Genomic DNA, 12,290 nt, shown 5'->3' with positions numbered 1-12,290 from the left:
AATATAATTAAGTTGTACATTCCACTATTCGACATATTTTATGGAAATCCTATGCTAACAACATAAAATTTTATAAATATACTGATAAATACTTATAGAGAGGTGAGTACAATGGACCAACAAATTGTTATTAAACCGTATCAAAAAGACTGGGTTGAAGAGTATATAAAAGAAGAAGAGAAATTCTGTTCCTTGTTAGGACAAGGAATAATCGCTGTTGAACATATAGGGAGCACAGCAGTAGAAGGATTAGGAGCTAAACCTCTTATTGATATGATGATTGGCGTAACAGACTTACAAATTACTGAAAACTGGATTGAAGTTCTATCGGAAATTGGATATGAGTATGTTCCAAAAGATGCAACCAATTGGCGTTTTTTTAGAAAGGGAAAATGGAGAGCAGGTACTCATCATTTGCATGTTTATATTTATAATAGTGACGAGTGGAGAAACAATATTTTATTTCGCGACTTTCTAATAAGCCATAAATGGGCACGTAAAGAATATAGAGAATTAAAAGAGAGGCTTGCTATTACATATGTTTTGATCGTGTTTCATATACAAAGGCAAAAGCGCCGTTTATTCAAAACATAATAAAGTTAGCTGAAAAAAATCAATAATAGTTGTCAGTGATATTGAAATTCTCATTTTATTTTAATCTTTCTCTCATTTTATTTTCTTTTTTATTTGATAGACTGCTTGTTACAAAGCCTTTATTAGTAAGGAGATTAAATAAAATGGAGAAGATATTAAGAAATAAATATTTCCATGTGTGTGTTAAAATTATAGGTATTACTATTATTATTTGTAGTGTAGAGATGCTATTTATTAATGTTATGTACGGCAATGTTCTGAATGTAAAATGGTTAAATAAAAAATTAGGCTCTTTTGGTGAATATGGGGCTATTATCGCTGCTTCATTATGGTTTTTACGCCATATATGGGTGTTTTTAAAGAAGAAAAATATACAAGGGTTTAAAAAAGTTAAAGAAGTGTATCTATTTGCAAAAAAGTTTCATGTATTAATTGGATACGCTATAATAGCTGTTGCAATTACTCATGGTGTTTACTTTTTTATAAAAGGGAGTCGTCATATTTTACTCATATACAGTGGTATATTTTCTCTATTAGCCTTAATCGCACTAGGGGTTGTTGGGTTTTATTTACAGAAAATGAATAAGAAAGAAAAATTTATGATGTATAGAAAAGTGCATCAAATCATTGTAATTATATTTGGAATAGGATTATTTATTCATTTAATTGTCTAGGAGGAACTACCGTTGCAACACATTTTAATTATTGAGGATGAGGAAAGTTTAGCAGATTTTCTAGAATTAGAACTAAAATATGAAGGGTATAAAGTAGATATACAACTAGATGGAAGAAAAGGGTTAAGCGCAGCACTTGAAAAGAATTACGATCTCATTTTGCTTGATTTAATGCTGCCTGGATTAAATGGACTAGAGGTATGTCGTCGACTAAGAGCGACTAAAAATACACCTATTATTATGCTGACTGCTCGTGATAGTATTATGGACCGTGTGACAGGTTTAGATAGTGGAGCGGATGATTATCTTCCGAAACCATTTGCAATTGAAGAACTGTTAGCACGTATGAGAGTGATATTTAGAAGAGAAGAACATATTGAAAACAAGCAGGTTTCATTTCTTACATTCAAAGATTTGCAGCTTCAGATTGAATCTCGAACTATAACGAAAGGAAATGAAGAAATTGAACTTACAAATAAAGAATTCGAGTTATTGCTTATGTTTATGAAAAATATTAATCGCGTACTTACTCGTGATGTTTTACTGGACCAAGTATGGGGATATGATGCAATTGTTGAGACAAATATCGTTGATGTATATGTTCGTTATTTGCGAAACAAGTTACATAGTGTAGATAAGGAGGAGTATATCCAAACAGTCCGTGGTGCGGGATATATAATGAAATGATAAAAAATATTATGTTTCGAATTCGAAATCTACCTATAAAGTGGAAACTAACACTTTGGTCCACTACACTAGTATTTATTTTATTCATCTTATATAGTGCTTTGCAGTTTATTGTAATCAATAAGTGGACTATAGATTATGAACAGAAACAAATAAATAGGCAAGTGACGGAAATAGCGGCATATTTCCAAGATAAAAATGATACCCTTTCGAGTAAAACATTTGAAAACAGTAAAGATTTTCTAAACAATATGATTGATAAGCATCAAATGATTCGTATTATTGACATGGATGGGGGGCCGATTATTACTGTTTCACGAGATTTTAATGAAACGTGGATAAAGCCGAAACAGGTTATAAAAGATGAGTCATTTATAAAAAGGCATTTAGAAGATCGAATATTAGTTAAGCGCATACCAATTAAAACGAAAGAGTTTACTGGCACTATTGAACTTACGAAAAACCTAGAGACATTTGATTATTTATTAAAAGTTATTTTAGTGGTAATGCTTATTGCTGGAATATTTGGATTGATATTTAGTTTTTTAGGTGGGATTCTTATAACGAAGAAACTATTATCAAGTGTTCAAAATATAACAGATACGATGAAACGTATTAAAAAGAATGGACTAAATGAACGGGTTCCAGTACGAGAAAATAATGATGAGCTTGCAAAATTATCATTTCTCTTTAACGAGATGATGGATGAAGTAGAAACTTCTTTTGCACAACAGAAACAGTTTGTCGAAGACGCATCTCATGAACTAAGAACACCGTTAACAATTATTCATGGTCACTTAGCGATGTTAAACCGATGGGGGAAAAATGATCCAGCAGTATTAGATAAATCTCTTCAATCTAGTTTAAAGGAAGTAGATCGTTTAAATAAATTAGTTTCAGAATTGCTTGAACTATCAAGAGCTGAATCTGAACAAATGTATCCAATAGCAGCTGAGCCAGTCCATGTAAATAGCGTATTAAAACATGTTACACAAAACTTTATAGTAATTCAAAGTGATTTTCAATTTGATATGAAATTCGGGGATGACGAGGCTTATGTTTCAATGCCATCATCTTACTTAGAACAAATTATTATTATCATAATGGATAATGCAGTTAAGTATACAAAAGAGGTTAATAAATATATTTGCATAGAATCCAGTTTACAATCAGGGAAAGTTACAATTCGTGTAATAGATCATGGAACGGGAATACCTGAAACCGATTTACCATTTGTTCTTAATCGGTTTTACCGAGTTGACAAAGCGAGAAGTCGAAAACAAGGTGGAAACGGACTAGGTTTGTCTATTGCAAAACGACTTGTAGAAAAATATAAAGGAGCTATTAAAATAGAGAGTAAAGAAAATGAAGAAACAATCGTTACGATTACATTACCATGTATAATAAAATAAGCCTTCAAAGAAGGGGTGCGTTTTGCATTCCTTCTTTTTTTACGATCAAATCATTTTGTTTATTTTGAAATTTCTAGTACATTAAAATTATTAAGGGGGAATAATAATGAAAGCTATCGTACATCAATATAAAACTGGGTTTGACGGTGTAGAATATAAAATATCACCTGAGAGAGCACTTAATGATGGGGAAGTTAAAGTGAAATTAAAATCAGCAGGCTTAAATCATCGGGATTTATTTATTATAAATAATAGAAAAGAAATGGATCTACCATTAGTAATAGGATCAGATGGTGCAGGTATTGTTACGGAAATTGGAAACGGTGTTTCTGATAACATATTACATACAGAAGTTATTATTAATCCTAGTATTGGATGGGAACATGCTACTGAAGTACCGGAGTTACCGGAAGTGCTAGGTGGGCCGAAAGATGGAACGTTTGCTGAATATGTAATTGTACCAGTTGAAAATGTTGTAGAAAAGCCGTCATATCTTACTTGGGAAGAATCAGGTGTTTTATCTTTATCCGCATTACCTGCATATAGAGCGCTTTTTACTAAAGGTAGATTGAAGCGCGGCGAACACGTTTTAATTCCGGGAATAGGCGGTGGTGTTGCTACATTTGCCATGTTATTCGCGAAAGCAATTGGCGCAAAAGTGAGTGTTACTTCAAGGGTAGAGAATAAAATGGAACTTGCTGCAAAATATGGTGCAGATATTTCTTTTCATAGTGCCGGAAATTGGGAAGAGAGCTTACAAGGTGAAAAAGTAGATTTAATAATAGATAGTATAGGTCCAGCAACTTTTTTGAAATATTTTGATGTATTAAAACCAAACGGAAGAATCGTGAATTTTGGTGCAAGCTCAGGAGATAAAATTGAATTACCATTACGCGCGCTATTTTACAATCAAATTGATATTATGGGAACATCCATGGGTAGCCGTGAGGAATTTAATGAGATGATAAAGTTTATAGAAAAACATCAAATTAAACCAATTATTGATAAAGTTTACTCGTTAGAAGAAGCAATTCGAGCACTAAGCCGTATGGAACATGGAGAACAATTTGGAAATATTGTACTTCAAATGAATTAAAAAATATGATTTTACAATTAGTATATTTAAATGAACATGTTATGTATTCCAAACATGAAAAAAATACGAATCGCCTTATTATAAAGGTTTACGAACTTTATACATAAATAGCGTATAAAATTTGTTTTATAATTGTCACATGAGTAATAGTAAAATGAGAATTAGATGAGAAAAGTTTAAGCCCATTTTCATAATGGTATTGTATACTGTGTAAATCAAGAACACTTGTAAGTAGGGAGAGAGTATTATGAATTACACAGTATTTCAGTGGTTTAATAATTTTGCTGATTCATCCAAACTATTAGATACGATAATGGTTGCAATTACAAATAGCGCTGCATACGTAGCCATTTTATTTATGCTTATCTTATGGTTTAATAATGGAAAGAAAGAGAATGCAATTAGAAAACAATATACAGTTTTATATACGACGCTTTCGGTTATTATTGCATTAGTAGTAAATGTTCTTATACATGCGGTATATTACCATCCGCGTCCGTTCGTATCACATGATGTACATCAATTAGTACCACATGCAGCAGATTCATCATTTGTTAGTGATCATTCTGTACTTGTATTTTCAATCGCCTTCGTATTTATTCTTAGAGGAGAAAAACTGAAATATATCGCGCTATTATGGGCAGTGTTAGTCGGTATATCACGTATGTATGTAGGTGTTCATTATCCTTTAGATATACTTGGTGCAGCTTTCATAACACTTGTTACGAGCGGTTTAGTAATGCAAAGTACACGTATGTTTGAACCAATAGCGAAATTCGTATTCAAAATGTATGCATTAGTAGCGAGACGAATTCCTTTCTTAGCAAAATATAACCATATCGCATAATTTTCTTATAAAAAGTTCCCCTTTGGAAATCCAGAGGGGAACTTTTTATAGTAAATAAGAAAAGAGTTTAGAGTGATATGCAATCAAGTTTTGGTGGGGTTAATATTCAGAAATTTCACGCACCGTACTTTAATTAAATAAAACAAAAACAAAAAATAACAATAGTTAGTTTCGTATTGTTTTAAAGGAATTAAAAAGAAAACTTCGAAACATATAGTATCGTAAACAAAAACTACAAATTATAAAACGCATCTTCGTACGAATCCATTCCAAAAGAGAGGAGATAAGTATGCAAAAACTTCAAACGAATAAAGGCGCTCGATATATGATGATTGCTTTTATTGTTTTGTTTCTTATTATGATTTTGCGTATAGTCTATATTCAGGCAGTAGGAGTCGTGCATAATGTAAATGTAAAGGACCTCGCGGATGAACAACATAATAAAAAAGGTGTTTTAGAAGCGAATCGTGGCACTATCTATGACCAAACGGGAAAGGTGTTAGTACAAGATTCTACAACATATCGAGTTGTTGTGAATTTAAAAGGAAAAGATAAAGTGAAAAATAAAGATGAAACCGCACAACAATTAGCCGATGTGCTTGAAATTGATAAAGAAGAAGTATTAAAAAACTTTCATGAAGGGCGTACGCAAGTTGAAATTGGGAAAGTTGGTCGGAACTTATCTAGGGAAACGAAGGAAAAAATTAACGATTTAAAAATACCAGGTGTATCTTTTATGTCGGAAAAAGCAAGAGTGTATCCGAATGAAGATTTTGCATCCTATATACTGGGTTTTGCTAGACCAGATGATAAAGGGAATACGGAAGGAAAGTTTGGGCTTGAAAAGAGTTTGGATAAATATTTGCGCTCTACAAACGGGAATATAGAATATGTGGGTACACGAAGGGGGATTCCGCTTACAAATGATATAGGTAAAGTAGAACCTGCTAAAAATGGGAATAACGTGTATTTAACGCTTGATAAACAAATTAATAGCTTTTTAGAAGAAGCGATGAACAAAGCACAAGAGCATTATGATCCTTCTATGTTAATTGGAATTATTGCTGATCCAAAAACAGGAAAGGTTTTAGCGATGTCTAGTAAACCTAGTTACAATCCTAATGTAGGTGATATCGAATACTTTTTAAATGATCCGATTGCAAATGCATATGAACCAGGTTCAACTATGAAAGTTTTTACGTTAGCAGCTGCCATTAATGAAGGTGTATATAACGGAAAAGAATATTTTCAATCTGGAAAATATTCCGTTGGTTCCTCTGATATAAAAGATCATAATGGTGGATTTGGATGGGGGTCAATTACATTTGATGAAGGTTTTGAAAGATCATCAAACGTAGCTTTTTCTATTTTAGAAGATCAGTTACTGAAACCAAATAAATTTAAGCAATATATGAATAAATTTGGATTCAATCAAAAAACAGGAATAGATTTACCTGGAGAAAGTAAAAATACTTTATTATTAAATACGCAAATTCAACAGGTTACAACTTCTTTCGGTCAAGGTTCTACAGTAACTCCGATTCAATTAATCCAAGCAGCTACTGCTATAGCAAATGACGGGAAAATGATGCAACCATATATCGTTGATAAAGTTGTAAATCCAACAAATAAAGAAGTTATTATGGAAAATCAACCGAAAGAAATTGGGAATCCGATAAAAAAAGAAACAGCGGACAAGGTTAGAAGCTTAATGGAGCGTGTTATAACATCTTCAAAAGGAACTGGTACAATGTATAAAGTAGATGGTTATCCAATTGGAGGTAAGACAGGAACAGCACAAATCCCGAATCCTGAAAACGGCCGATATATGGAAGGGAAAGAGAATTACATTTTCTCCTTTTTAGGAATGGCTCCAATTGATGATCCGGAGTTAATCGTATACTTAGCTATTAAGCAGCCAAAGTTAAAAGGAGATGAGTATGGAGCTCAGCCTCTTGCTGAAATATTTAAACCTGTTATAAAAAACAGCCTTGAATATTTAAAGGTGAAACCGTATACAGAAAAACAAATAGCTGATGCAACGAAGCAATCTCAATTAAAAGTACAAAATTATGTAAATCAATCAATGGGTACAGCAGAGAAAAGTGTAGAAAAAGAGAAGCTACAGCCGGTAATTTTAGGAGAAGGAAAAATAATAAAACAATATCCACAGTCTGGCGAGGTAATGAGTGAAGGTGATCGTATATTTTTATTAGGGAATAACGCACAAATGCCAAATGTAAAAGGTTGGTCCATGCGTGATGTTATGTATTTCTCTAAGCTTTTGAAATTAGATTTGAAAACTTCTGGTACAGGTTATGTAACGAGCCAAAGTATTGAAAAAGGACAAGATTTACATGAAGGAGATACACTAGAACTAGAATTAGAACCGCCGTTACAACCGTTAACAGAGGCGAATACGAATTAATTCAGGTATTTGGAAGGAGCTAGATGCAAATGGCTCTTTCTTTAGAGCTGTAAGTAATTTCACGCACCGTAATTTTCAGAAAAAACAATAAATAAATGAATTAATAGAGACACGTTATTAAATATCTGATTATTTTTTATTTACAGTTAAAAATAATTGTGATAATATGGAAAAAATCAAATGCAGTGAAGAGAAGAGTAAATAAAATGAATTTTTTACAGAGAGCTCCATTTAGCTGAAAAGGAGTAAAAATTCCTTATTGAACCAAGCCTCTGAGCAGCGCATCGGAACCTATTATTAGGGGATGGTGTGACGGGAGCTCCCGTTATAGAGCTATGGTATAAGCATGAGTTAGAATGCAGTACCTGATAAGGTTAATATGGTGACATATTAACAAACTAGGGTGGCACCGCGATGATAAATCTCGTCCCTAAGATTAAAAGTCTTGGGGGTGGGATTTTTTTATTGTTTTAAAACAATTTTGAAAGCGGGGGCCAAAAATGAAAAACTTTCTTAAAGATTGGAAATATCCTTTATTACTACTGTCCGGTGTTGGTATTGCGAATTTAGGGGCATGGATTTACTTAATAGCACTGAATGTACTTGTCTATAATATGGGTGGCTCAGCCTTAGCTGTTGCTGCTTTATATGTAATAAAACCATTAGCCACTTTATTTACAAACGCTTGGTCTGGGAGTATGATTGATCGTTTAAATAAACGGAAGTTAATGATTCACCTCGATATATATCGTGCGTTATTTATCGCTATTTTACCTTTACTTCCGTCAATTTGGATTGTTTATGTATTTGTATTCTTTATAAGTATGGCCAGTGCAATTTATGAGCCAACTGCTATGACGTATATGACGAAATTAATTCCAGTAGAACAAAGACAACGTTTCAACTCATTACGTAGTTTAATAGGATCTGGTGCATTTTTAATTGGTCCAGCGATAGCAGGGGTTTTATTAATTGCGAGTACACCAGAGATTGCTATATATATAAATGCTATAGCATTTCTCTTATCAGGATTCATTACATTACTTTTACCTAATCTTGATAAGAAAGAAGCTTCGGATACAACAAGTAATACATTATCTCTTACAGTATTAAAAAAAGATTGGAACACTGTTATAAATTTTAGTAGAAAACATGTGTATGTCGTATGCGTGTACTTCTTATTTCAAAGTATGTTCGCATTAGCAACCGCTACTGATTCACTTGAACTATCGTTTGCGAAAGAGGTATTACTACTAACAGATAGTGAATATGGTTTTCTAGTTAGTATAGCTGGTGCAGGATTTATTTTAGGTGCCATAACAAATACAATTTTGTCAAAGAAATTAGCACCTTCACTTCTAATTGGAATAGGATCATTATTCATTACAATTGGTTATTTAATTTATGCTTTTTCAAGTGTATTTTTAATAGCTGCTATTGGATTCTGTATTTTATCTTTTTCAATGGCATATGCAAATACAGGATTTTATACATTTTACCAAAATAATATCCCTGTTCATATGATGGGACGGATTGGGAGTATATATGGACTTGTTATTGCGATAGTAACAATCTTTATTACAATATTATCTGGTGTTGCGACTCAGTTCATTTCTATACAACTTGTAGTTATTGTAGGTTCATTGGTCATGTTATTTATTACTATCGTCTTATGTGTGTTTACTTTATTCCCAGCACAATCTAAGTTGTATTCTACTGAATCAATAAAGTGAAACTTTAATCAGGGGGCATCCCCCACTGATTATCAGCCCTCACCAATCGGGCTTTTACGGGCAGCAAGGTCCCCACTTAACTTCTTTGCTTTCGCTGAATTTTGAGATGGGGGTCTTACTGCCCACAAATAGCGGGATAAATTCGAAATGAACTTTGTGTTCTCATTAACAATTTATCGTATTTAATAAAAGGGTTCTTTCCCCTTTATATGGAAAAATTAATAAGGGGAAAGAACAATACCGAAAGATAAGGGTGGTTGTCGTGATAAAAACAAAAGATGAAATTGATAAAATTGTAAAAGAAATACAAAAGAAAATAGATTTCTCTGGAGTAGTTTTAGTAAAAAAAGAAAAAGACTTAGTCTATGAAAAAGCTTTGGGTTACGCAAACCAAAGTGAATGTATAAACAATACGATACAAACAAGATTTGGCATTGCCTCAGGATGTAAAATTTTCACTGCAATTGGGATCTGTCAACTTGTTGAAAAAGGTTTTATTTCTTTTCATACAAAATTAAAAGATTGTCTAGAGATAAAATTTCCAAACTTCGATGAAGATATTACAATACATCAACTACTAACGCATAGCGCTGGTATACCAGATTATTTTGATGAAAGTATTATGGATAACTTCGAAGATCTTTGGAAACAAACACCTATGTATCTATTAAAGAGCTTAAAAGACTTTTTATCATTATTCCAAAAAAGTAATATGATGTTTGCACCTGGAACTAAGTTTCACTACAACAATGCAGGTTTTATCATACTTGGATTAATAATAGAAGAACAGACGGGAATTAAATTTACGGAGTATATAGAAAAGAACATTTTTAATCCGATTGGCATGAATGATTCTGGCTATTTTTCGTTAGATAGATTACCAAGACATACAGCTCTAGGATATATAAAGGACGAAACCAACCAAAATTGGAGAACAAACGCCTACTCTATACCGATAAAAGGAGGAGCTGATGGAGGTGCATATGTTACTGCACCAGACATGCTGAAATTTTGGGTGGCCCTATTTAATAATGAAATTTTAGGAAAGGAATATACAAAATTACTTTTAACTCCTCACATTCAAGTAAATGATAAACAGTCCTACGGCTATGGAATATGGATTGAAACACGAGAAAACAAGGTATTCAAATATCATGTAATGGGATATGATCCAGGCGTCAGTTTTCGCTCGGCTATATATCCAGAATTAGGAATCACTTTAGTTATTCCATCGAATAAAGGGGCAGGACCTGAAAAATTAATGACAGAAATAGAAAGAACTTTTTAATTATATGGATTTAAAAGAAGAGATACGAAAATAATTTAAACGGGTTCATGATTGTTTCCGTTTTGAAAAATATTTTAGTTAACGAGGAACCCTTTATTTATTAAATAAGGGGTTTTTGTAATTCTGTACAATTATATATAATTATATGGATTTTTAAATTAGAAAACATTACTATATAGTTGTAAATTTTTATTATTAATTCATATGAAAGGATGTGTTAACAATTTGTATATGATTAACGGTAGTGTGTTTATTATTTTAGGAGTTATTTGTTATTTAATTGTACGTGGAATATTAATTGGTACCAAAAATACAAAACATGTAATTTGGTGGAAAGAAATAATAAGTTTTTTATTTGTGATCTACATTTGTATGGTTGTTGCAGTAACTTTATTCCCTTTACCAATCGGTTTTCCTTTTAATATTGAAAATCTGAATCGCTCGGTCAATATAATACCATTTGCATCAATTATTAAAGACATCAATCAAATTGGTAGTGCTTATGATGGAGATAGCCTATTTATGATTGCTCTAATTGTAAGAAATGTAGGCGGGAATATTTTATTATTAATGCCTTTAGGATTTTTAGCACCAATCCTATGGGATAAATATAAGAAATTCAAAAATACAATTTTATTAGGATTTTCTATATCAGCTAGTATTGAATTGCTACAATTAATTGAGTCTTTATTTAGTGGAGTGGGACGTATTACTGATATTGATGATGTGATCTGTAATGTTATAGGTTCTATTGTTGGATATTATATTTATATTATCTTTTTAAAAGCTATTAATAAATTTAACATTCGAGTGTTGGGTAAAGCTAATTCTAAAGGTGTGGAATTAGTTGATAAATAGGAGTTTAAACGAGTTATTAAAGGCGTACGAGTAAAAAGTACGTCTTTTTATTTTTATAAATAATGCTTAAGGCTGATGAGAAATCACATTTTCCATCTTACACTTGAAAGTAGCTATCGTATTTCAAGTATGGAATGAAAAGAGGAGAATATAATCTTTAAAGATAAACAAGTTTATAGGAGGATTCTAAATGGATATTTTACTTGTTATTCTTATTATTGTTTTGATGCAAAGTAAAGAACGAAAAGTGAAAATAAACCGTATTTGGCTCATTCCGGCTTTGTTGTGTTTTGTAACAGTTCAATCCATTATTCATATGGGACAAATAACTTTGCTGCAAGGACTACTGTTTGTTGTAATGCTTGGAATTGGCTTATGTCTTGGGATTATACGGGGAAGAGCTTTAACATTTCGATTAGATAGTGAAACAGGTCATGTACTACGAAAAGGAAATTGGGTAAGTACAATAATCCTTCTTGTTATTTTAGGAGCAAAAATTATGATTAAACAAAGTATGTTTTCGGGTAGTACGCACCAGACATTAATGGTTGTAACAAATGCCTTTTTATGTATTACATTAGGCACTGTGATTAGTAGACGTTATTATATTTGGAAAAAATATAATGAATTAACACAAAAAGCGTAAATACATTCATCCCTTGTTTAACATTGC

Annotated in this window: 10 protein-coding genes, 1 pseudogene and 1 other annotated feature; all 11 genes and pseudogenes read left to right on the top strand. The window is 32.1% G+C overall.

Annotated elements, in window-relative coordinates:
• The first annotated feature begins 111 nt into the window (after nucleotides 1–111).
• Nucleotides 112–620: pseudogene (locus tag AU379_RS10710) on the top strand (GrpB family protein).
• A gap of 117 nt (nucleotides 621–737) precedes the next feature.
• Complete coding sequence (locus tag AU379_RS10705) at nucleotides 738–1,268, top strand: hypothetical protein (RefSeq protein ID WP_061139225.1); 531 nt, start codon at nucleotides 738–740, stop codon at nucleotides 1,266–1,268.
• Nucleotides 1,269–1,280: 12 nt separating this feature from the next.
• The gene (locus AU379_RS10700) at nucleotides 1,281–1,955 is read left to right on the top strand and encodes a response regulator transcription factor (RefSeq protein ID WP_001163828.1); all 675 of its coding nucleotides are present in this window, start codon (nucleotides 1,281–1,283) and stop codon (nucleotides 1,953–1,955) included.
• Nucleotides 1,952–3,367 carry a HAMP domain-containing histidine kinase gene (locus AU379_RS10695; protein WP_000594473.1) on the top strand — a complete coding sequence of 472 codons (1,416 nt, stop codon included), beginning with the start codon at nucleotides 1,952–1,954 and terminating at the stop codon, nucleotides 3,365–3,367. Before AU379_RS10700 ends, AU379_RS10695 begins: the two co-directional genes overlap by 4 nt.
• A gap of 106 nt (nucleotides 3,368–3,473) precedes the next feature.
• Entirely contained in the window at nucleotides 3,474–4,463 is a 990-nt protein-coding gene (locus AU379_RS10690; protein ID WP_061139224.1) for a zinc-binding dehydrogenase, read from the top strand.
• Nucleotides 4,464–4,710: 247 nt separating this feature from the next.
• Entirely contained in the window at nucleotides 4,711–5,310 is a 600-nt protein-coding gene (locus tag AU379_RS10685; RefSeq protein WP_001110118.1) for an undecaprenyl-diphosphatase, read from the top strand.
• 289 nt (nucleotides 5,311–5,599) lie between these two features.
• Complete coding sequence (locus AU379_RS10680) at nucleotides 5,600–7,738, top strand: penicillin-binding protein (protein ID WP_061139223.1); 2,139 nt, start codon at nucleotides 5,600–5,602, stop codon at nucleotides 7,736–7,738.
• A 176-nt stretch (nucleotides 7,739–7,914) separates the two neighbouring features.
• Nucleotides 7,915–8,173 (top strand) — a binding site (T-box leader).
• A gap of 65 nt (nucleotides 8,174–8,238) precedes the next feature.
• Nucleotides 8,239–9,471 carry an MFS transporter gene (locus AU379_RS10675; RefSeq protein WP_030025724.1) on the top strand — a complete coding sequence of 411 codons (1,233 nt, stop codon included), beginning with the start codon at nucleotides 8,239–8,241 and terminating at the stop codon, nucleotides 9,469–9,471.
• Nucleotides 9,472–9,733: 262 nt separating this feature from the next.
• Nucleotides 9,734–10,759 (top strand): serine hydrolase, encoded by a 1,026-nt coding sequence (locus tag AU379_RS10670; protein WP_030025725.1) that lies wholly within the window; start codon nucleotides 9,734–9,736, stop codon nucleotides 10,757–10,759.
• Between the two features lie 225 nt (nucleotides 10,760–10,984).
• Nucleotides 10,985–11,617: a VanZ family protein gene (locus AU379_RS10665; RefSeq protein ID WP_061139222.1), complete on the top strand. Its 633-nt coding sequence runs from the start codon at nucleotides 10,985–10,987 to the stop codon at nucleotides 11,615–11,617.
• A 190-nt stretch (nucleotides 11,618–11,807) separates the two neighbouring features.
• A complete protein-coding gene (locus AU379_RS10660; RefSeq protein ID WP_000353706.1) occupies nucleotides 11,808–12,263 on the top strand; it encodes a DUF1453 family protein in 456 nt (151 codons plus the stop codon).
• Nucleotides 12,264–12,290 lie beyond the last annotated feature (27 nt).

It is taken from the genome of Bacillus sp. JH7, assembly GCF_001563515.1.
Lineage (GTDB): Bacteria > Bacillota > Bacilli > Bacillales > Bacillaceae_G > Bacillus_A > Bacillus_A cereus.
The sequence above is the reverse complement of the archived record's forward strand: the minus strand, read 5'-3'. Positions and strand labels throughout refer to the sequence as shown.